Genomic DNA, 20,861 nt, shown 5'->3' with positions numbered 1-20,861 from the left:
CTCAAAAACAGCGCATAAAAAAAGGAGGACATCATGTCCTCCTTTTGTCATTCACAGGTTTGGTTTTTTATCCCGGCGGTCACTCAAGGCGCCGCCTGGGTGTGATCGTCAGGCGATCTTTTGACGCAGGCTCGGTACAGAGGCTGCAGCATTGATGACTGCCTGCATGGAGGCGTTCACCACATCATGGCCGATGGCGACACCGCACACGCGGTTGCCTTCAACGGACAAGAGTACATAGGCCGCGGCACGGGAGTCCGTACCTTCGGTCAGGGCATGTTCGCTGTAATCCAGTACGTCGATATGAACGCCGGTTTCGTTCTGCCAGGCATTGGTCAGGGCAGTAATCGCGCCTTCACCTTCGCCGGAGAGCTTCACCACGCCAGTCGGCGTATTGACTTCCACCTGCAGGGTTTCCTGCTCGTCATGACCTAACTGGAAGCGGCCAATTTTGTAGCCATGCTCGGGCTTGAGGTAAGTATCCTCAAAAATGCCACAGATCTGAGCCGGACTGACCTCGCTGGAAGAGCTTTCTGCAGCCGCCTGAATCTTGCGGCTGAAGTCGATCTGCAACCAGCGTGGCAACTGCAGACCCAGGTCGCGCTCAAGCACATAGGTCACACCGCCCTTACCGGACTGGCTGTTGATACGGATCACCGCTTCGTAGGTACGGCCAAGATCGGCTGGATCGATGGGCAGATAAGCCACATCCCAGAATTCATCAGGCTTGGTCGCCGCCAGCGATTTACGGATCGCATCCTGGTGACTGCCGGAGAAGGCGGTGTACACCAGCTCACCGGCGTAAGGATGACGAGGATGCAGAGCGATCTGGGTACAGGAGGTCACGGTGGCGATGATGCCATCGATATCGGACAGGTCCAGCTCAGGATCAACGCCTTGGCTGTACAGGTTCATGGCCATAGTGACCAGGTCCATGTTACCGGTACGCTCGCCGTTACCCAGCAAGGTACCCTCGATACGGTCTGCACCGGCCATGACAGCCAGCTCAGCTGCCGCCACACCACAGCCACGGTCATTGTGGGTATGGATGGAGATCAGCACTTCCGCGCGGGATTTCAGATGGCGGCAGAACCATTCGATCTGGTCAGCAAAGACGTTAGGAGTGCTGATTTCCACCGTTGCAGGCAGGTTAAGGATCAGCTTGCCTACATTGGCGCCACGCCATTCGTCGATAACCGCATCACAGACCTCAACGGCGTAATCCACTTCGGTGCTGGAGAAACTTTCAGGGGAATACTGGAAGCTCCAGTCAGTACCGGGGTTTTTCTCGGCGTATTCACGCACCCATTTGGCTCCCTGCACGGCGATAGCCTTGATGCCATCCTTGTCTTTGTTAAAGACATAGTTGCGCTGGGTCGGGTTGGTCGAGTTATAGACGTGAACGACGGCACGCTTGGCACCTTTCAGGGCCTCATAGGTACGGGCGATCAGGTCTTCGCGAGCCTGCACCAGTACCTGAATGGTGACGTCCTCAGGAATCAGGTTTTCTTCAATCAGTACACGGACAAAGTCGAAATCCGGCTGAGAAGCGGCAGGGAAACCCACCTCAATTTCTTTCAGGCCAACGCGAACCATCAGGTCCCACATCTGGCGCTTCTGGGACACATTCATGGGCTCAACCAGCGCCTGATTACCGTCACGTAGGTCAACGGCACACCATAGCGGCGCCTTGTCGATCACCTGGTCAGGCCAGGTACGGTCAGACAAAGCAATGGTAGGCGCGGGACGGTATTTGCGATGGTCAAAGCTCATGGAAGTTGTCCTGATGTTCTTGCTGTTATTTTCGAGCGCCCGTTTGGACGCTCATGAAAGATGGATCACTCTTTCATCCACAATGCCGGCGGGTAGCCAGCCACTGTAAACGTGGGGTTCAGGTTTTATAAGGGCTGATGAAGCCACCTTAAACCACTCACCCACCCGAGGATAACGGGCCTGCCAGCTTACTCTTGTGAAGTGTCACCAGCCAGTCAGAAATCGCCCTCGGCGTCTCTGATCATGGAAACCATTATAGGTAAAGCCAAGTAGCAGGTGCTTGCGTTATTACACGAACAATCACGATAAACAGCTATTTAAATGCCATAAAAATAAATATACGAGCACAATATTCCACACTTTAAAAAATTAAGCGCAATTAACCACTTTAAGCAAAGCTTCAATAGGCAGAGGTGAAAATCACAGGCAGCAGCAACAACAAGGCCACCCGAAGGTGGCCTGTCTGGAGAGGAAAGTCAGAGGAGAAGCTCGCGCCTAGCGATTGAGACTATAGCGGATCGGAATACTGAAGCTTTCCGACTGATGCGAAGGCGGTGCTGGCAACGGGCTCGAACGGTGCAACAGCTGGACGGCATCGTCATCGAGAATTTCAGAACCCGCACTTTTAACCACTCGGGCAGACAGCACCTCACCGCTGCGACTAACCGTCACGCTGACAGTCACGATACCGGACTGATGCCGAATCCTTGCCGCCCGCGGATAACGGTAGTTACGCGCCAGATGCGCCATCAGCTCGCTTTTCCATGAGCGCTCGGCCTGCTTGCGCTGAGCCAGCACTCCCGGATCCACAGGGGCTGCTTTGGCGACTTCGGCCTGTTTCGCTTCTTTAGCCTGCGCCTTGGGTGGCTGCTCAGGCTGCGGCTCGACTTTTTTGGGCGGCTCAGGTGGCTTGGGTCTGGGCTTTGGCTTAGGTTCGGGTTTAGGCTCCGGTTTTTTCTCTACCCTGGGCTCAGGCTTTTTCTCAACCTTCTTTTCCACCTTGGGAATCACCACCTCGGGCTTCACCTCAGGCGGTGGTTCCGGGGTTTCTTCCACAGGCTCAGGTTCAGGCAACACCTCCGGCTCGGGCGGTGCAGGTGGCTCTTCTTCTGGTGGAGGCGGAGGTGGCGTCGGCGCGATTTCTTCTGCCACCTTGGGAGCTTCCGGCATCGGCGCCAGCTCAATCATGATGGCTTCCGGTGCGGTGGGCGGCAGCGGTGGCTCAGCATCGGCCATCACCAAGGGCAGCAAGATAGCCGCATGCAGCGCTGCGATAACCAAAGCGCAGGCACTGATGCCCGCGACCTTACGCCAGCGGATACCCTGGGGTTCTGTGATTCCGGGGATCATCAATGACTCGCCTGTTCCAGCCCGACCAGTCCGATCTTGAGATAACCTGCTGCGCGCAGCTGATTCATCAACGTCATCAGCTCACCGTAAGGCACGCCTTTGTCTGCACGCAGGAAGAGTCGCTTGTCATGATCAGAACCCGTGGCCTGATCCAGCATCGCCTTAAGGCTGCCCTTGGCGACCGGCGCTTCACCGAGCACCACCGAAAGATCGTCCTTCAGCGTAAGGTAAATGGGCTTTTCCGGCTGAGGCACAGGCTTAGCACTGGAGCTTGGCAGGTCCACCGGCACACTCACAGTCGCCAGCGGCGCAGCCACCATAAAGATAATCAACAGCACCAGAATGACGTCGATAAAAGGAGTGACGTTGATTTCGTGGTTTTCGGTGAGGTCATCATCACCGTGATGGAGTCCACCGGCCATGCTCAGCTCCCGACTTTACGCAGGGGAGTGGCAATCGGCTGGCGATCCAGATCACGGGAAACAATACGGCCGACCTCCGCCGAGGTGTCTGCCATCAGTGCCTTGTAGGCACCAATGCTGCGGGCGAAGTGGTTGTAGAGCACAACGGCAGGAATTGCCGCCACCAGGCCAATCGCTGTGGCGAGCAGTGCTTCGGCAATACCGGGAGCGACAACCGCAAGATTGGTCGTCTGCGACTGAGAGATACCAATAAAGCTGTTCATAATGCCCCAGACGGTACCAAAAAGACCGACAAAGGGAGAGGTCGAGCCGATGGTTGCCAGCACGCCTGTGCCAAGGTTCATACGGCGCGCCGCCTGGGCTTCAACTCGATTGAGACGGGAATCCACACGCTCTTTGACCCCTTCCTTGTCGAAGGCTTCATGGCGTGCAGACAGCACCAGCTCGTACTCCGCAGCCTGCACCATTACCGCACTTTGGGAGTTGTCTCCTTTCACCACGGCCAGAGCATCGCGCAAGGTGCCACTCTCACCCAGTCCGTTTAACAGCTGACGGGCACGGCGCTTGGCGCGCAGAATCTCGATGCCTTTATAGAGCGCGACGGTCCAGGTTACCAGAGAGGCGAAGGCCAGACCCAGCATCACCGCCTTAACCACCCAGTCGGCAGCATTGAACATGCCCATCGGGGTCAGGTCATGAGGAAGCAGTGCTTCAATCGCCTGTGGACTGTTTTCTTCGGCAGGCGCGGCATCTGGTGCGGTCGCCAGTGAAGTGTCTGCATTGGCTTGTTCAGTAGAAGCTGCCTGGCTAGGAGCTGCTGAATCCAAAAGACCGGTGTTATCAGAAGGCTCAGTGACATTAGAGACAGAAGGAGTGGCGTTTTCGGCGGGAGCCGAGAGTGTTGCAGGCGGTGTACTACCCGGCTCTTCATCGGCCGAAGCCTGCATGGAGGTTCCTGCCAGCGCTGCTGTCAGGAAGAGAACCCGGAGTACCCAAGAGGTGAGTTTCATAAGCCTGCATCCATCCTGCTCAGTTCTGGCTCGCTTGCAATAAGACGAATAATGGCCAGTCAGAGGCATATCGTTCAGTAAGGTATTTGGTAATGATAATTTCTCTCATTATCACTTACAACCCTCGTTCGCTTATGAATGGCGCATCGCTCTGTCGCAGAGAGCAGGCATTTTCCAGGCAGCCCTTCTCAGGCATTGCCTTTTACCAGCGACCCACCGCATCATAGCCCAGAAGACTTTCACTCAGGACAGGGCACGTTCAGCGTCATGAGCTTTAACCGTTATGATCGCCGCATTCTGGATATCCTTCAGCAGGAAGGCCGCATCAGCAATCAGGATCTGGCTGATCGCATTCAGCTCTCCCCCTCCCCATGCCTTCGCCGGGTCAAACGGCTGGAAGATGAAGGCATTATCGAAGGTTATCGGGCGCACCTGAATGCCCGCAAACTTGGCCTGAGTCTGATGGCCTTTATTCAGATCAGTATGGACCGCCACACGCCCGCGCGCTTTGCCAACTTTGAACAGCTGGTGGGTAGCTATCCTGAAGTGCTGGAATGCCACCTGATCACCGGCCAGTCCGCCGACTATGTGCTTAAGATTCTGGTGAAGGATATGGATGCCTTTCAGGACTTTCTGCTGAACCGCATCACCACCATTGAAGGGGTGACCGGCGTGCACTCAAGCTTCGTCATGAAGTCGCCGATCAACAAGTCCGCCATCAGCACTGATCATCTGGACTGATGGCACCCCACCACTTTCCCCACCCTATTGATGGCGTGCGCTTCTCAGCATTGGGAACACACCATGCCAAAGTCTTGCTGGCCTTTGAGAATGCCAACCGCGAATGGTTTCGCCGCACCGGGGAAGATCGCGAGCCCGACTTTTATTCGCACAAGGGTGTGCGTAACCATATTGCCGAGCTGGGGGAAGATCACCGTCATGGCCGCATCTGGCCACTGCTGGTATTCAGTGATGATGGCGAACTGGTCGGCCGCGCCAATCTGCGGCGTCTAAGCCGCGACCGTCGTGGCGGTTCAGTGGGTTACCGTATTGCCGAACATGCCTGTAATCAGGGGATTGCGACGCAGGCGCTGACTGAGCTGATGGAACTGGCCTATCGCACTCAGGGCTTTCGCTATCTGACCGCGACGGTGAATGTGGATAACCATGCCTCACAGCGGGTGCTGGAAAAACGCGGTTTCGTGCGTGTGCGCTATCTCTATCGACAGCCAACCCTTACGGATGCCTGGGAATACCGCCATAGCCGCTCCGTTCTGCGGCACTGGTGGTGGAAACTGGTCGGCGATAACTGAGTGAGTCGCGTGACGAACTCAGCTGCCTTGCCCGACGGCGCTGGCTGCCGCCGACACGCTCTGCGTGTCCTTGTCCTGCGCTTTCACTGACAGTCGGTAAAGACAGAGCGCCGCCGTCAGCGTTCCTGCCAGCACAATCCACGAGCCCATCACGACACCCTGCCAACCCATCCACTCCCAGAAGGGATGCAGATAGAGCCCTCCCGTACTGGCGCCGATGTAATAGAACACCAGGTACATGGAGCTGGCGCTGGCCTTGGCTTTCAGCGCATTACGGCTGACCCAGCTACTCGCCGTGGAATGCGCAAAGAAGAAGCCGAAGCTGTTGATAAAGAAGCCAAGAATAATCAGCGGCAGCGCATGAGACAGGGTCACCAGCGTACCAATCATCAAAATGACGATACCGCCCGCCATGCAAAGCGGCTGGGGCACATGCCGCCCGACCTTACCGGCAACGGTCGATGCCAGAGTACCGGTGAGATACGTCAGAAACAGCAGGCCCAGGTATTTGGGCGAGAGTGAATACGGCTCGCTGCCCAGCACAAAGGTGATGTAGCTGTACTGGTTAATAAAGATAAAGAAGTTAAAGCCGCCAATCAGATAAGCGAGGATCAGTAGCGGGTTCTTAAGATGAGCGCCCATGTTGCCAAGGGAGACACCAAGGCGGAAACGCTGCGGCTGAAAATGGCGCGAATGCGGCAGGAGGGCAAAAAACACCGCCAGTATGATCAGGCTCACCACCCCGACGATCAGAAAGGTGGTCGACCAGCCAAAGGCTTCACCAAAGAAGCCACCCATCAGACGACCACCAATGCCCCCTAAAGAGTTGGCCGAGATATACAGCCCAACCGCCATGACCAAGGCTTCGCGGTCAAACTCATCGCCCATATAGGCCACAGCAATGGCCGGCAGGCCTCCGAGGAAAAAGCCCTGCAAGGCACGCAGCACTATCAGCCAGGAATATTCCTGCACCTGCGATAGGCAAAGCGTTGTCAGCAACACGCCTGCCATGGTGAACAGCATGATGCCGCGGCGCCCAAGCGCATCGGACAAAGGGCCGTACACCAGCAGGGAGATTCCCAGCGTCAGGGTCGAGATGGTGAAGCTGGCTGAGGCTTCCAGCGCCGAGATACCAAAGGTGTGCGCCAGCATGGGCAGCAGCGGCTGTGTGACATAAAGGTTCGAGAAAATCATGAATGAGCCGAGGCACAACGCCAGTGTGGCCCGCCAGTACGCGCGGCTGCCAGCATGAATGCGTGCTTCGGTCATGATCAGTACCCTTGTCGTGCTTGAGTGAATCCGCAATAGCGAATGCTGGGCACTATAGCGACCGGCTTTCCATAATTAAAATATATGCCTATTATCAAACCAATAATTATCACTTATGGCTTCGCCGGGTTGGCGCCCGTGTTGAACGCCCGCAGGCCCCGCCATGGAAATCAAACCGCTGCGCTACTTTTATGAAGTCGCACGTCTTGGCAGTTTTACCCGTGCCGCAGAGCAGTTAAAGCTCGCCCAACCCGCCGTCAGCATGGCGATTCGCAAGCTGGAAGCCGAACTCGAACTGACCCTGTTTCACCGTCATGAACGCACCATTGCCCTGACTGATGAAGGCAAACGTCTGTTTGAGCAGGCAGGGCGAATCCTTCAGGTGGTGCAGGATGCACAGTTGGAAATGCAGGAGCTGAAGGGCCTGACCCAGGGCACGGTACGTGTTGGTATCCCGAGCATGCTCGGCTCCTTCCATTTCCCGCCGATTCTAATGGCCTTTAAACACCGCTATCCCAACCTGACTTTTTCCGTGCAGGAAGGCGGCACCTGGCAACTGCAGCAAATGCTGGAAAAAGGTGAGCTGGATCTGGCGGTGATTGAGTCCGAACTGGTGCCGCCGGAGCTGGAAGCGCGCACCATTCTGCGCGAGGAAATGCTGGTCACCGTCAGCCGTGACCATCGTTTTGCTGACACTTCCAGCGTCACTCTGCAGGAGTTCTTTCAGGAAGAACTGGTGATGTTTCGTCAGGGTTACTTTCACCGCAAGGTGCTGGATCGCCTGGCTGGCGAGGTGGGCTGCACGCCCAATATCAGCTTTGAAACCAATCTGGTGCCGCTGATTCGCTCCATCGTCAAACACGGTTTCGGGATCTCCACCCTGCTGAAGATGGCCATCGAGGATGATCCGGAGCTGATCACTCTGTCCTTTAACCCGCCGATTATTCTCGATCTCTGCCTGGCCTGGCGCCGGGAGGGTTATCTGTCCCGCGCCAATCAGGCTTTTGTCGACTTTGTGCTGGAGCAGAGCGATGAGCAGCATCGCGCCACTCCAGTCTGAAGTGGCCGTCTGATGTGATCGTTCTCAGTGCGCCATTAAACCGGCGGCCATCAAACTGAAACCGGTCAGCATCAGCAAACCAAAAGCAATGCGCCGCAGGCCTTCATCACTCACCGGCGGACGAAAACGCCGCGCTATCATGGTGGCCACAAACACCACGGGCATGCCGGCAAGGCTCAGCATTAGCGTGGTGTGATTCACCTGCCCGGTGGGAATCGCCATACCGATACGAATGAGCGCAGTGAAGATAAACAGGGTCTGCAGGGTCGCGCGGATTTCCGCCATCGGCAATGGCTGACGGTAGAGAGTAAAGGCCGAGGGCGGGCCGGAAGTCGCAAACAAGCCACCCATCACCCCTGAGAGCAAGCCTGTGAACACAAAGGTGCCTTTGCCTGCCAGGGTCGTGCGTGGTGCTGGCTTCCAGGTCATCAGCAGGCTACAGGCCACAATCAACGCCCCAAGCCCGGCTTCGAGCCTGCCGGTGTAATCGCCCAGTACCGTGAGTAGCCACAGCCCCAGCGCAATCGTTGGTACCGAGCCTGCAAGCAGCAGCCACAGTAGCGGCCAGCGAATCGAGCGCTGCTTTCCCCACACAGAGCAAAGGCTGTTAAACAGGCTCAATGCACTGATCACCACCGCCGAGGTGGCAATCGGCGCCATGCCCGTCAGGGTCATACTGCCGATCACGATAAGCCCAAAGGCAAATCCTGTGAGGGTCTGGACATAACTGCCAAGCGCCACCAACCCAAGGGTGACGATAATATCGACGGGGCTCATGCTTTCTCGCTATCGCAGAAACTGAGGTAGTGACCGCCACCGGTTTGTCGGATGGCACATCAAAGAACACACCATGCTAACACCTTAGGCGCACACTTGACTGCGGCAAATCCGGAAACGCTCTGCCGTCAGGAAACACACTTACACGCTTGCGCACATCCCGGCCGGAGCACGTCATGCGTACGCTTGCGCGTCACACCCGCTTTTCTCATAGCCTGACGCCCTTTAAAGCCGGACCGCCCTGCCCCACAAATAACAACACGATGTTTTACAGGTAACGCGCCTTGATGGCGGGCCTGCAAGAACCCACTGCCTGGACAGGACAGCCAGGACAAGGTCGGGAGTCCCTCTCTCACCTGACTGCCCTTTCACATGCCCCGGATAGGATGAGGATTGTCATGCTGAATCTGAAAAAAACCGACTTGTTGAAAACCCAGTGTCTGATCAACGGTGAATGGGTTGATGCCATTAACGGCGAGACCATTGAAGTCACCAACCCTGCGACCGACAAGCGGATCTGCACAGTGCCCAAGCTGGGCAGCAAGGAAACAACTCAGGCCATTGCGGCGGCAGAGAAAGCCCTGCCCGCCTGGCGCGCCAAAACCGCCAAGGAACGCTCCGGCATTCTGCGTCGCTGGTTTGAACTGATGAATGAGCACGCCGATGATCTGGCCCTGCTTATGACCACTGAGCAGGGTAAAAGCCTGAAGGAAGCCAAAGGCGAAGTGAGCTATGCGGCCTCCTTTATTGAGTGGTTTGCCGAGGAAGGCAAACGTATCTATGGCGATACCATCCCGACTTTTGCCAATGATCGTCGTGTGCTGGTGATGAAAGAGCCTGTCGGTGTGTGCGCCGCCATCACCCCTTGGAATTTCCCTGCCGCGATGATTACCCGTAAAGCCGGCCCGGCGCTGGCCTCTGGCTGCACCCTAGTCGTCAAGCCTGCCTCGGCGACACCGCTTACCGCACTGGCGATGGCGGTACTGGCAGAGGAGGCAGGCGTGCCCGCCGGTGTACTGAACGTGATCACGGGCTCCTCTTCCGACATTGGTAAAACCCTCACTGACTCTCCCATCGTGCGCAAACTCACCTTCACCGGCTCCACCGATGTGGGCAAAGCACTCATGCGTGCCAGCGCAGACACGGTGAAGAAAGTTTCCATGGAGCTTGGCGGTAATGCGCCCTTTATCGTCTTTGACGATGCCGATATTGATGCGGCAGTCGAAGGTGCGATTGCCTCGAAGTTCCGTAACTCCGGCCAAACCTGCGTGTGCGCCAACCGCCTGTATGTTCAGGCAGGCGTCTACGATGCCTTTGTCAGCAAGCTGAAAACCGCCGTGGAAGCGCTTAAAGTGGGCGAAGGTACTGAGGAAGGGGTCGATCAGGGCCCGCTGATCAATGGCGATGCAGTCACCAAGGTGAAAGAGCATATTGAGGATGCCCTCGGCAAAGGTGGCAAACTTATCACCGGCGGCAAGCCACATGCACTGGGGGGAAATTTCTTCCAGCCCACGGTGATTGCCGATGCCACTGCGCAGATGAAGTTTGCCCGCGAAGAAACCTTCGGCCCGCTGGCGCCCGTCTTCAAATTTGAGAAAGATGATGAGGTGATCACCCTGGCCAACGATACCGAGTTTGGTTTGGCCTCGTACTTTTATGCCCGTGATGTCGGTCGTATCTGGAAGGTCGCCGAGGCGCTGCAAAGCGGTATTGTCGGCGTGAATACCGGCGCAATCTCTTCAGAGGTCGCCCCTTTTGGTGGCTACAAGGAATCCGGTGTGGGCCGTGAAGGCTCCAAATACGGCATCGAGGATTACCTCAATATCAAATACGTCTGCCTTGCCGGGCTTTAAAAGCAGCTAACCCTGCACACATAAAAAAGGGAGAGCATTAGCTCTCCCTTTTTGTTTTCCCTGAGTGACCTAACCCGGGCTTTTGTAATGAAACGGTCTTGCCTGCTGCGTTTTACCTGCTGGAAGGGCTAACCCTTGTCTGTCGGACTCATCACTTCACCTTGCGGTGCTGACTGATACCCCAAACCCGCACTGCCGGGCCAGTCTGAGGCATCATCCGAGCCGGAAGGTTTTGGGCTTAGCTGGCTTTGGCCTTTTTTGGCGCGAAGTCCAGTTTGCTGGCCATCACGGTTTTCGCCTTGCTCTGTTTGCCGTGGATCATGACTTCATCGTTCACTGCCAGCTTGTGCTTTGCCAGCACCTTGCCCGGGATATGAACGGAAACCACTTTGCCCTGGTCAGTCTTCATGCTGTAGAGATCACCGGAATGATGCTTGGTGATACGACCCTGCAGCGTGACAGGCGTGGTGTAGGCCGTGCTGACTTTCTTGGCGGTCGCCTGCTTTTCAGCAGCCACTTTCTTCGTCGCCGTGGTTTTTGCTTCAGCCGTTTTCCCGGAAGAAACCGGTGCACTCTGGTGAGTCAGGGGAGCCGCCGTTGCTGTTGAGGCCGGAGCAGTTTCCGCTGCCGCCGCCATCACAGAAAACGTGCTTGCCATCGCTAATACGCCAAGTTTTGTTAGGGTTTTCATGGTGCAATCACCTGAGGTGGAAGGTGAAGCGATACTAGCACCCGCCTGTTAACCCAGCTGTTTCTGTGCGATTCCTGCCGATGCGCGATTTACACAGAGCCATTGCCAAGGCCTCCATCCTCATTGCCATCTGTGCCAACCTCAGCAAGGATTCGCTCTGTCTCATCAGCGGGCTGGCCGCCAGGGTGCGCCGTGCCTGGGCCTCAGAAAAACCATCCACAAGCAGCCTTTCCTGAAAGCCATCATTGCGCACGGGAAAGCGCAGATTTTTCCTCGATCAACAGCAGCAAGAAGTGAGGCATGTATCAGCGCGGTTTATTCGCCGATCTGAATACGATCCGCCAGCCACGGCAGGTTGTCGAGAATGTGGGTAAGGAACTGCTCCTGCAAAATCTGACGGCTGTCCTCGGCGATCACCCGGGGCAGATCCCACAGCTCATTCCGACGTGAAACCAGCGTCAGCTCGCGATACACCGGCTCACCGGGCAGAGGAACACAGCGCACCTGATGCTGCATCAGGCCGGTCTGATAGAGACAAAGCGGAGTGGTAATGGTCCAGCCGACGCCGGCCGCGACCATCGACATGATGGCGTAGGTGTTATCCAGATAAAGCCTTGGCGGCAGGTTGATCTGCACCCGGCGAAGATAGCGCTCCACGGATTGACCAATCAGCGAGTGGGGTTGGTAACGTACAAACTCCAGCCGCTTTTGAATCGCCCCCAGACTGGAAATGTCACCCTCGAAATGGGGCGGCAAGGCGATGACCAGAGGCTCGCGCAGAATCGGGTGGCGTGAGAGGTCATCGTAATCCACCAGCGCATCATCAGAGATGACGATATCCACCTGACGGCTCAGCAGCGACTGGGCGTGCATATGGGAAAGGCCGGTGCTGATCGACCAGTCTTCGGTACGCTTGCGCACCATGTCCACCAACGGACGACCAATAGCGGTCGCCATCGAGTCCACCAGCGCAATGCGCACATGACGCAGTTTAAAGTGACCGCGCTGCATATCCAGGCTGGTCTTGCGCGCCTCATCCAGTAACTGACAGGCCCGGTCGTAAAAGAAGCGCCCTGCGGTAGTGACATGCAGCGGTCGCACCGAGCGATCAAGCAGCTGCGCCTCCATGCTGCGCTCCAGGTTCGACAGGGTCTGGGAGACCGACGATTGGGTCAGCCCCAGACGCTCGGCAGCATAGGTCAGGTTGCCGGTTTCCACGACCTGCACAAACACCTGCAATGCCTTGAGATCAAAACCGAATCCGGACGTGGCCACGCGGTCTCCTTGTCTGCAATGAGTTAGACAGCCGAACGATTAGCGGTCATCCGAGGGCGTGGTTTCATCCACCCGGGACTGGCGCCGCGCCTCTTCCGCCGCCACACTGCTGGCCACCGCCGTTGCGGCGGCTGAAGCCTGCGCTTCCATTTCCTCGGGCGTCAGGGTTTCAGCACTGGCAGCCCCCGGCATCAGCACATGCACAGCACGGTGGGCAAACGACAGCCCGGCGGCTTCCAGCGCCTCTTTCACCAACCGGTAAGCTTCACGGCGAATCACCCATTGCTCACCGGGCTTGGTCGTGAACTTCATACGGAAGATCAGTGCGGACTCTTCCACCCGCATCACCCCCTGAGATTTGAGAGGCAACAGGAAAGAGGGGCCCATTTCCTCATCTTCCAGCATTTTAAGACCGACTTTTTTAACGATCCTGCGCACCTGCTCCACATCCGTGTCATAAGGCAGCCGGAACTCCAGCTTCATGGTGACCCAGTCACGGCTCAGGTTTTTGACCGTGGCAATTTCGCTGTAAGGAATGGTTTGCACCGCACCGAGGTGATGGCGCAAGCGCATGGAGCGCAGGGCGATTTTCTCGACCGTGCCCTTGAGGCCGGCCACCTCGATATATTCGCCCCGGCGAAAGGCATCATCGACCAGAAAAAACACACCGGAGATAATGTCCTGCACCAGTTTCTGGGCACCAAAGCCGACCGCGATACCGACCACACCGGCACCGGCGAGCAGCGGGCCGATTTGCACGCCCAAGGCGTTCAGCATGCTAAGCACGGTCGTGACCACAAGAATCACGAGAATAAAGGAGCGCAGCAGCGGCAGCAGGGTTTCGGTGCGGGTCGCGCCGGTACCGCCGCCCTCACCTTCCAGATTACCGCCTTCCAGCGATTCTTCCGGCAAATGCCGTTCAATCAGCGACTGAATCATCTCCCAGGCAACGTAGGCCACCAGCGCAATAATGAGTACGTTGATCAGCGCCTGACCAAGCTGGTGCACCATGGAGTTTTCCATCATGCGCCAGGCACCGTAACCCAGCACATCCAGAAGCGTCACCAGCGCCACTGACAGCATCAGAAGCCGCAGGCCATTTTGCAGGATGCTGATGAAGCGCTCGCTACGGGCACGGAAGGTCTGGCTTTGCAGGAAGGGCAGGGCCACCAGCTTGCGAAGACAGGCATTAAACACCCGGTCAATCAGCGGGAACAGAATCGTCAGCCACCATGCCCGCGATAACCGCTCGGCCAGCATGTCGTTGCCCGTGAAAATGTTGTAGCTCCACACCAGCCAGAGCACCAGCAGCCAGACCGTCGCCATGACCGGCCAGCTTTGCAGGATGGCACGGCGCACCGTGTCGTTCTGACAGCGCGTGCTGTCATTGAAGATAAATTCCAGAGAAGCGCGATTGCGCACCAGGCAGACCAGGGCAATCGCCGTCATGATCAGGCCATTGATGGGCACCAGCAGATTCAGATAAATCTCCGGCGTGCCCATATCAAACAGCAGATTAGCACCGTGGGTATTCAGGGCCACCACCAGCGTAAACAGCAGCACCCAGTGATGAAAGGACTGGGCAGGATGGCACGCCAGTGGCAGCATGCGAATGCCCTTGGCATGAGGAGCAAAGAGGGCGCGGGAGAAAACCCGCACCAGCCGGAACGTCATGGCCACCGGTAATGCCGCCAGCAAGACGACCCGCATAGGGTTATCCTCCTCGACGCTGTACAGGGCAAAAAACCAGGCGCCCAGCCCATAGAACAACACCCGGATCAGATCCATCATCAGCCTGAGGCCAATGTAACCCAGGCGGGTCGCCAGCTCTTCCGAGCGGGCATCTTCAAGGCGCGCCTCCACCGACCTCATACGCCAGCTCACCAGCCGCTCGACCAGATAGCCCACCAGCACCATACCGATCAATAACCCGACCAGCATCAGGACGCCGCTGGTTCCGCGGTAATCGGTGATGCGCCCCCAGACGGGCTCCAGCGGAGAAAAATCGCTCAGCGCCTGACGGGCCTCATCGACCCGCCCCTGAAACATGCTGGACTGCTCACGTACCTGCTGCAGCATGGTCGCTGCGCGGGCATTGGCCTGGGTATTGTAATCACTGCTCTGCAATGTTGCGGCGGAGCTCACACCCGCAAGGCAACACAGCAACAAAAGACCTAACCGACACCACAACCACCGAAAATCACGCCCCTTTGCGATCATTTCCTGCTCCTGCCCGCATTCCCTGTAAGAGGTAAAGATCACCTAGCCGCTGAGCTGGCTAAAGGTGGAACCTTCCCGACTGACTTCTTCGTAACTGCCCTGATCGACCAGTTGTCCACGTTCCATGACCAGCACCTGATCCATACGACTGGCCAGATCCGCCCGATTCAGCACCCATACCTGAGTCGTCTCATGGTAGCTCGCCAGAATACGGTCGATCAGACGCACTTCCGCGCTGGGGTCCAGACCGGAGGTGGCCTGATTGAAAATAAGAATATCCGGCTGCTTGAGCAGCGCACGGGCGATCGCCGTTTTCTGGCGCTGGGTGACCGAGAGACGTGAACCGGCCGTCCCCACATGAAAGTCCAGACCGATTTCCAACAGGCTGCCTTCCAGCCCCTCGGAGTCCACCACCTCGCGCATCAGGGTACCAATGCGGCTCTGAGCACGAGCCTGACCAAAGGCGGTGCGACCGAACAGCAGGTTATCCTGCACACTGAGACCGATGTTGTAGGCCTCAGGATCAAAGGGATAGAACTCAATACCAATGCGCTTCATGCGGGTGGCGAAGTGCTGCCTTGCATAGAGAATGCGCCCCTGCAGGCTTTTGTCGACCAGTCCCAAACGATGGCGGGCCACGGACAGCTGGAAGGTGAGCGCCAGCAATTTGGCCACGGTTTCGCTACCCAGCGACTCCAGATTATCGGTATCGCGAATGCGCGAGAGCATGGCGCGGTATTCCGGCAGCTCATCAAACTGGATGAAACTGAAACGCTCGAACAGATCAGCGTTCTCTTCCATGTCCGAGAAGAGATCCACCATGGTGGAGGTAATCTCGATTCCGATCTTCACGAAAGGCCTGAACAACTCCTGCTCGCGCAGAAAATCCTGCAGTCCCTGCCGCGCCGCCAGCTCTTCGTAGCTCCACTGATTGTTGGCGACGATGCCAAACATGAGGTTTTCAATCACGTTCAGGTTTTCGTTGTAGATACGCTCATCAAAGACCTCAACCAGCCCCTGATAGTCGTCTTCCTGCAGACGCTGGCGCAGCACATGACGCGCCGAGACAATCTGCTCACTCAATGCCGGATCTTCCTCGGCCAGCTTGCCAAAGAGCCCCAGTTGCAACACATCCTGTTTGAGATCCACTAGCTCCAGCACATCCACCAGTTTGGCGTGAAGCTGGTGTTCGTTCTCAATCCCCAGACGGTCAAGGTCGGTCCAGTCCTGACCCGGATCATCCTCGGCATTACCGGAAAGCTGGGCCTGTTTGACCTGCCACTGTTGCTCTTCAGCATAGGCACGCGCCGCCGAGAACAGGCCGTAAAACAGGTTATTGCGCAGGCTGCCGGAGAAAATATGGGCGCTGTCGCTGACATAACCGAGCTGGTGCCCCAACGTCGACTGAGGTAACTGGCGAATGTCCGCCTCCCCCAGCGTCAGCTTGCCCTGGGTCGGCCAGTAAAGCCGCGCCAGCAAACGCGCCAGCTCATCCTTGCCGCTGGAGGCATTACCGACAATAGCGATGCTCTGGTTCATCGGCAGACGAAAGTTCAGCCGCTCCAGCAACTGGTAACCGGCATGTTCGGCGTAGCCCAGATTACTGGCATGCCAGGATTCCTTGCCAAACCTGAGCGGTGCCGTTGGCGCTTCCTGCAGCTCGGTATCAAGCATGCCGTTGGGGTGAAACTGCTCGATGATCTGCTCGTACTTGATGCGCACATCTTCACGGGTCTGGTAATAGGTCAGCAGCTCTTTCCAGGGGTCATTCAGCTCTTTGAAGGCCGCGATAGCAGTGACCAGTGCCCCGAGGGACAGCTGCCCGTTAATGACGTAATAACCACCGACGAGATAGAAAAAGAACGGTGTCACCTGCGCCAGAAAGTTGTTCAGAAACTTGATGAAGAACTTGCGCTTGTAAATGTCGTAACGGATACGAAAGATCGTGCCAAGCCAGGAGCTGATGACCGCTCGCTCATAGCGCGCAGTATTATTGGCGTGGATTTCCTGCATGCCATTAATGGAATCGCTTAGGCGATCGCCGAGTTTACGCACCGTCAGCACGCGCTCTTTGGCCAGCCGGTTCACCACCGCCTGTAGTTTCGGAATCAGCCAGAACTGAAAGGGATAGAGCGCCGTCGCCAGCAGGCCCAGCCAGATCGACTGGTTAAAAATAAAGAAGATGTAGGTCAGCAGCATGCCACCCTGAAAGGCTGGCAAGGCGAAGGCCTCACCGACAAAACCACCAATCGGCTCAGTCTCGGAAATGAGGATGGGCAGCATCTCGCCCTGGGAGATTTTTTTGTAGTGCGGCAGCGGGAAACGCAGCATCTGCCCGAACAGCTCAAAACGCAGACGGCGCAACATGCGCTCGCCCACCACCCCGCGGTAGACATTCAGAATGTACTTCATGACGCCGTTGATAATCACCAGCACCAGAAAGACCACGCAGAGCACGACCAGATAGGTGATCTGCTCCATGGGGAAACCCAGAATCTGGTCCGGGATGTTGGCGCCACCGATGGCATCGTTGATGATTTTCTTGGGAACTTCGAGCGTGGCATACATAAAAGGCAGAGATGCCACGGTCAGCAACAGGATGATGACCTGATCCCGCTTGGTATGCTTAAGGATGTATCTGAAGATCGATGATTCCATGATCCTGCCTGTTGACCTCTGGGGAGCGCCCCACCACACTCTGGCCTGCGCGCCGAGAAGGCCCGTCACGCCGCAAGGTGGTCTGGATGCCGTGGAAAACTGCCGCTCCCGCTCTGATCCGCCTGTGGCCGACCGAATTTCGCAAGGAGCCTGTGCTTGAATCACACTGACGGCAAACCCAACACTATAGCCCTCATTCTAAAAGGCTATCCACGTCTATCGGAAACTTTTATCGCTCAGGAAATTCGTGCGCTGGAAAAGCGGGGCATGAAGATTCTGCTGGTGTCCCTGCGTCACCCCACCGATAAACGCACGCACCCGATCCATGATGAGATCCAGGCGCCGGTACTCTATCTGCCAGAGTATCTGCATGAAGAGCCGCTGCGTGTGCTGAAAGCGCTGTTCGGTAGCCTGCGAGCGCCAGGGTTTGGCAAAGCGCTGAAAAGTTTCTGGCGGGACCTGCGCCGCGACCTGAACCGCAACCGGGTTCGGCGTTTCGGGCAGGCGTTGGTGCTGGCGCATGAGCTGCCGCCTGAGTACCAGCATTTGTACGCGCATTTTATTCACACCCCCGCCTCGGTAACACGCTACACAGCGTTGCTGAAAGACCTGCCCTGGTCCGCTTCCGCCCACGCCAAGGATATCTGGACGCTGGAAAGCTGGGAACTGAAGGAAAAGCTGCAGGAGCTGGAGTGGATCGCGACCTGCACCGAGGCAAACTATCACTACCTGCAGAGCCTTGCCGCGGAACCGGCGCGGGTCAATCTGGTCTACCACGGGCTGGACTTTAACCGCTTTGATACGCCGCCGACGGAGCACTCCCAGCGTGACGGCAGTGATGCCTCGCAGCCAGTACGTCTGGTCTCTGTGGGTCGGGCCGTACCGAAAAAAGGCTATGACATCCTGCTCGAAGCACTGGCCAGCCTGCCCAAAGACCTGCACTGGCAATTCACCCACATCGGCGGCGGTAGCGAGCTTGAGACACTAAAAGCACAAGCGGAGCGCCTCGGCATCAGCGAGCATATTCACTGGCAAGGGGCACTGGCGCAGGTTGAAGTTCTGGAGGCCTACCGCCAGTCTGATCTTTTTGTACTGGCCTCGCGCATCACTGAAGATGGCGACCGCGATGGCCTGCCCAACGTACTGATGGAGGCCCAAAGCCAGCGGCTTTCCTGCCTCTCCACCGACATTTCCGGCATCCCCGAGCTGATCCGTCATGAAGAGACCGGCCTGCTGGTGCCGCAGAGTGATGCACCGGCGCTGGCCACCGCCCTCGCCCGGCTGATCCGCGAGCCTGAACTGCGTCAGCGTCTGGCAAATGGGGGCTATGAGCGCGTGCGGGAGGTATTCGCCATGGATCGCGGTATTGATCAGCTTCAGCATCTGTTCCATCACGACCACCCGCATACTGATAGCGCATCATGCTGCCCATCGCCTTCTACGCCCCACTAAAGGCACCAGATCACCCCAACCCATCGGGTGACCGGGCACTGGCGCGGCTGTTTTGTCAGGCCTTAACGCTGGCAGGCTTCGAGGTTCATCTGGCATCACGGCTGCGCAGTCGCGATGGCAAAGGTGATGAGGGCTATCAGCGCCGACTCAAAAGCGTGGCCGAGAAGCTCGCGGACCGGCTGGTGCGGCGCTATCAGCGACTTCCCGCGCAGCTGCGCCCGCGCCTGTGGTTTACCTACCATCATTATCACAAGGCACCGGACTGGATCGGCCCGCGGGTAGCCCAGGCGCTGGGGATTCCCTATGTGATTGCCGAGGGCTCCTGGTCAGAGCGAAAGGCCCATGGCCCCTGGCACTTTAACTGGTCTCACTCACTGGATGCCCTGCGCGCAGCGCAAGCACTTTTTTGTCTCAATCCGAAGGATCAGCAGGGGTTAAGCACCGTGCTGGGCGAGCAGGCGCCCTTGGTCGCATTACCGCCCTTTATGGACTTAGCCAGTCTGCCTGCGGCTGAGGCACTGCCCACCAAGGCTAAGCTGGCAGCGCAACAGGGCATCACATCCGAGCGGCCCTGGCTGATCAGCGTGGCCATGATGCGTCCGGGTGATAAGCTCGCCTCTTTTACGCTGCTGGGCAAAGCGCTGGCACAGCTCACCGCGCCTTTTGAGCTGATCGTCATTGGCGATGGTCAGGCTCGACCCGAGGTGGAAGCAACACTTGCCGGGCTGCCCGTGCACTACCTCGGCCAACAGCCGCCCGAGCAGGTGTACACCTGGCTTGCCGCCGCCGATCTCTTCGTCTGGCCTGCGGTCAACGAAGCGTTTGGTATGGCACTCCTGGAAGCCCAGGCAATGGGGACGGCGGTACTGGCCGGGGAGGAAGGCGGCGTCGCCAATGTCGTCGCCACACCGGCCAGCCTGCTGACGCCCAGGCGTGATGCCGATGCCCTTGCCCGCCAGCTGGAGACGCTACTGTTAGCCGATGACTGGGCCGCGCAACTTGCACAACGAGGCCAGCACGCCAGGGAGCAAATGGCGAAACGTCATAGTCTTACCGCCGCCAGCCAGCAACTGGCCAACACTCTTCGCCCCCTTTTGGAGACTCACTGATGGCCGGACTTCACCTGCTTTTATTACGTCATGGCCCTACTGAATGGAATGGCGAAAAGCGCATTCAGGGCCGAACGGATATTCCGCTGAGTGAAGCAGGCAGGGATGCTCAGGCAACCCGCATTCTGCCAAAGCGCAGCCAGCATCTGAGCTGGTTTAGCAGCCCGCTGATTCGCACCCGGCAAACGGCAGAGGCGCTGGGACTGAACGTCAGCATCGACCCGCTACTCATCGAAATGGACTGGGGCGACTGGGAAGGTGAGCGCCTGCCAGAACTTCGCGCACGCTTGGGCGACGAGATGCAGCAAATGGAGGATCAGGGTCTGGATATGCGCCCGCCTCGGGGAGAAAGCCCCCGTGAAGTCGGCCAGCGATTGCTGGCTTTTTGCGAGCAGCGCCTGCTGGAAGGATTCAGCGACGTCGGCGCTGTGTGCCATAAAGGTGTGATCCGTTCGGCGCTGGCGCTGGCCACCGGCTGGCCCATGCTGGGGAAAGCGCCGGTGCGTCTGGACTGGGAAGCCGCACAGCTTTTTCACTACGAGAATGGCCAGTTACGCCTGCAGGCCGCCAATCTAGGCCATGAGGATGATTGGCGATAATCGACCGGCGTGCTATGTTCGGCGTATTCG

General features: G+C 57.5%; 17 protein-coding genes. 7 read left to right on the top strand and 10 right to left on the bottom strand.

Going from position 1 to position 20,861, the window contains the following annotated elements:
* Window positions 1-108: 108 nt before the first annotated feature.
* From leuA to exbB, 4 genes are all read right to left on the bottom strand, one after another.
* Entirely contained in the window at window positions 109-1,773 is a 1,665-nt protein-coding gene (leuA, locus tag ACKC9G_RS13580) for a 2-isopropylmalate synthase (RefSeq protein WP_411406269.1), read from the bottom strand.
* 495 nt (window positions 1,774-2,268) lie between these two features.
* Entirely contained in the window at window positions 2,269-3,123 is an 855-nt protein-coding gene (locus ACKC9G_RS13575; protein WP_411406267.1) for an energy transducer TonB, read from the bottom strand.
* A complete protein-coding gene (exbD, locus tag ACKC9G_RS13570) occupies window positions 3,123-3,545 on the bottom strand; it encodes a TonB system transport protein ExbD (protein ID WP_411406265.1) in 423 nt (140 codons plus the stop codon). The genes ACKC9G_RS13575 and exbD overlap by 1 nt, the downstream gene beginning before the upstream one ends.
* Before the next feature lie 2 nt (window positions 3,546-3,547).
* Window positions 3,548-4,555: a tonB-system energizer ExbB gene (gene exbB / locus ACKC9G_RS13565; protein WP_411406263.1), complete on the bottom strand. Its 1,008-nt coding sequence runs from the start codon at window positions 4,553-4,555 to the stop codon at window positions 3,548-3,550.
* Between the two features lie 267 nt (window positions 4,556-4,822).
* On the opposite strand from exbB, the gene ACKC9G_RS13560 reads away from it, so the two are divergent.
* Window positions 4,823-5,296, top strand: a complete 474-nt coding sequence (locus ACKC9G_RS13560) for an Lrp/AsnC family transcriptional regulator (RefSeq protein ID WP_411406261.1) — start codon at window positions 4,823-4,825, stop codon at window positions 5,294-5,296.
* A complete protein-coding gene (locus ACKC9G_RS13555; protein ID WP_411406259.1) occupies window positions 5,296-5,868 on the top strand; it encodes a GNAT family N-acetyltransferase in 573 nt (190 codons plus the stop codon). Before ACKC9G_RS13560 ends, ACKC9G_RS13555 begins: the two co-directional genes overlap by 1 nt.
* 18 nt (window positions 5,869-5,886) lie before the next feature.
* On the opposite strand, the gene ACKC9G_RS13550 is transcribed toward ACKC9G_RS13555, so the two are convergent.
* Window positions 5,887-7,137 carry an MFS transporter gene (locus tag ACKC9G_RS13550; RefSeq protein ID WP_411406257.1) on the bottom strand — a complete coding sequence of 417 codons (1,251 nt, stop codon included), beginning with the start codon at window positions 7,135-7,137 and terminating at the stop codon, window positions 5,887-5,889.
* 163 nt (window positions 7,138-7,300) lie between these two features.
* Between ACKC9G_RS13550 and ACKC9G_RS13545 the strand changes: the two genes are divergently transcribed.
* Window positions 7,301-8,197 (top strand): LysR family transcriptional regulator, encoded by an 897-nt coding sequence (locus ACKC9G_RS13545; protein WP_411406255.1) that lies wholly within the window; start codon window positions 7,301-7,303, stop codon window positions 8,195-8,197.
* 24 nt (window positions 8,198-8,221) lie between these two features.
* Here the strand turns inward: ACKC9G_RS13545 and ACKC9G_RS13540 are convergent, their stop codons facing one another.
* Window positions 8,222-8,974 (bottom strand): sulfite exporter TauE/SafE family protein, encoded by a 753-nt coding sequence (locus tag ACKC9G_RS13540; RefSeq protein WP_411406253.1) that lies wholly within the window; start codon window positions 8,972-8,974, stop codon window positions 8,222-8,224.
* Between the two features lie 398 nt (window positions 8,975-9,372).
* Here ACKC9G_RS13540 and ACKC9G_RS13535 point away from each other — a divergent pair, with 398 nt between their 5' ends.
* Entirely contained in the window at window positions 9,373-10,827 is a 1,455-nt protein-coding gene (locus tag ACKC9G_RS13535) for an NAD-dependent succinate-semialdehyde dehydrogenase (RefSeq protein ID WP_411406251.1), read from the top strand.
* A 238-nt stretch (window positions 10,828-11,065) separates the two neighbouring features.
* Here the strand turns inward: ACKC9G_RS13535 and ACKC9G_RS13530 are convergent, their stop codons facing one another.
* The 4 genes from ACKC9G_RS13530 to ACKC9G_RS13515 all read right to left on the bottom strand — a co-directional run bounded on the left by ACKC9G_RS13530 (window position 11,066) and on the right by ACKC9G_RS13515 (window position 17,671).
* Window positions 11,066-11,518 (bottom strand): NirD/YgiW/YdeI family stress tolerance protein, encoded by a 453-nt coding sequence (locus tag ACKC9G_RS13530; protein WP_411406249.1) that lies wholly within the window; start codon window positions 11,516-11,518, stop codon window positions 11,066-11,068.
* Window positions 11,519-11,833: 315 nt separating this feature from the next.
* The gene (locus ACKC9G_RS13525) at window positions 11,834-12,793 is read right to left on the bottom strand and encodes a LysR family transcriptional regulator (protein WP_411406247.1); all 960 of its coding nucleotides are present in this window, start codon (window positions 12,791-12,793) and stop codon (window positions 11,834-11,836) included.
* Between the two features lie 39 nt (window positions 12,794-12,832).
* Complete coding sequence (locus tag ACKC9G_RS13520; protein ID WP_411406245.1) at window positions 12,833-15,013, bottom strand: mechanosensitive ion channel family protein; 2,181 nt, start codon at window positions 15,011-15,013, stop codon at window positions 12,833-12,835.
* A 42-nt stretch (window positions 15,014-15,055) separates the two neighbouring features.
* Window positions 15,056-17,671 carry an ABC transporter transmembrane domain-containing protein gene (locus tag ACKC9G_RS13515; protein ID WP_411406243.1) on the bottom strand — a complete coding sequence of 872 codons (2,616 nt, stop codon included), beginning with the start codon at window positions 17,669-17,671 and terminating at the stop codon, window positions 15,056-15,058.
* 156 nt (window positions 17,672-17,827) lie between these two features.
* Here ACKC9G_RS13515 and ACKC9G_RS13510 point away from each other — a divergent pair, with 156 nt between their 5' ends.
* From ACKC9G_RS13510 to ACKC9G_RS13500, 3 genes are read left to right on the top strand one after another with little or no spacing between them, the layout of a single operon-like run.
* Entirely contained in the window at window positions 17,828-19,123 is a 1,296-nt protein-coding gene (locus tag ACKC9G_RS13510; RefSeq protein WP_411406241.1) for a glycosyltransferase family 4 protein, read from the top strand.
* Window positions 19,093-20,232 carry a glycosyltransferase family 4 protein gene (locus ACKC9G_RS13505; protein WP_411406239.1) on the top strand — a complete coding sequence of 380 codons (1,140 nt, stop codon included), beginning with the start codon at window positions 19,093-19,095 and terminating at the stop codon, window positions 20,230-20,232. Before ACKC9G_RS13510 ends, ACKC9G_RS13505 begins: the two co-directional genes overlap by 31 nt.
* The gene (locus tag ACKC9G_RS13500) at window positions 20,232-20,831 is read left to right on the top strand and encodes a histidine phosphatase family protein (protein WP_411406237.1); all 600 of its coding nucleotides are present in this window, start codon (window positions 20,232-20,234) and stop codon (window positions 20,829-20,831) included. The genes ACKC9G_RS13505 and ACKC9G_RS13500 overlap by 1 nt, the downstream gene beginning before the upstream one ends.
* Window positions 20,832-20,861: the final 30 nt, after the last annotated feature.

Origin of the sequence: Pokkaliibacter sp. CJK22405, from assembly GCF_046614695.1 — a bacterium.
In the GTDB taxonomy this organism is placed as follows: domain Bacteria; phylum Pseudomonadota; class Gammaproteobacteria; order Pseudomonadales; family Balneatricaceae; genus Pokkaliibacter.
This window is presented reverse-complemented; position numbering and strand designations above follow the sequence as displayed.

Bases quoted from the DNA above. Each gene is read 5' to 3' on its own strand.
- ACKC9G_RS13540 (WP_411406253.1), bottom strand. From the start codon at position 8,974: ATGAGCCCCGTCGATATTATCGTCACCCTTGGGTTGGTGGCGCTTGGC.
- ACKC9G_RS13515 (WP_411406243.1), bottom strand. From the start codon at position 17,671: ATGGAATCATCGATCTTCAGATACATCCTTAAGCATACCAAGCGGGAT.
- ACKC9G_RS13520 (WP_411406245.1), bottom strand. From the start codon at position 15,013: ATGATCGCAAAGGGGCGTGATTTTCGGTGGTTGTGGTGTCGGTTAGGT.
- exbB (WP_411406263.1), bottom strand. From the start codon at position 4,555: ATGAAACTCACCTCTTGGGTACTCCGGGTTCTCTTCCTGACAGCAGCG.
- ACKC9G_RS13530 (WP_411406249.1), bottom strand. From the start codon at position 11,518: ATGAAAACCCTAACAAAACTTGGCGTATTAGCGATGGCAAGCACGTTT.
- leuA (WP_411406269.1), bottom strand. From the start codon at position 1,773: ATGAGCTTTGACCATCGCAAATACCGTCCCGCGCCTACCATTGCTTTG.
- ACKC9G_RS13500 (WP_411406237.1), top strand. From the start codon at position 20,232: ATGGCCGGACTTCACCTGCTTTTATTACGTCATGGCCCTACTGAATGG.
- ACKC9G_RS13535 (WP_411406251.1), top strand. From the start codon at position 9,373: ATGCTGAATCTGAAAAAAACCGACTTGTTGAAAACCCAGTGTCTGATC.
- ACKC9G_RS13575 (WP_411406267.1), bottom strand. From the start codon at position 3,123: ATGATCCCCGGAATCACAGAACCCCAGGGTATCCGCTGGCGTAAGGTC.
- ACKC9G_RS13505 (WP_411406239.1), top strand. From the start codon at position 19,093: ATGCTGCCCATCGCCTTCTACGCCCCACTAAAGGCACCAGATCACCCC.
- ACKC9G_RS13560 (WP_411406261.1), top strand. From the start codon at position 4,823: ATGAGCTTTAACCGTTATGATCGCCGCATTCTGGATATCCTTCAGCAG.
- ACKC9G_RS13555 (WP_411406259.1), top strand. From the start codon at position 5,296: ATGGCACCCCACCACTTTCCCCACCCTATTGATGGCGTGCGCTTCTCA.
- exbD (WP_411406265.1), bottom strand. From the start codon at position 3,545: ATGGCCGGTGGACTCCATCACGGTGATGATGACCTCACCGAAAACCAC.
- ACKC9G_RS13545 (WP_411406255.1), top strand. From the start codon at position 7,301: ATGGAAATCAAACCGCTGCGCTACTTTTATGAAGTCGCACGTCTTGGC.
- ACKC9G_RS13550 (WP_411406257.1), bottom strand. From the start codon at position 7,137: ATGACCGAAGCACGCATTCATGCTGGCAGCCGCGCGTACTGGCGGGCC.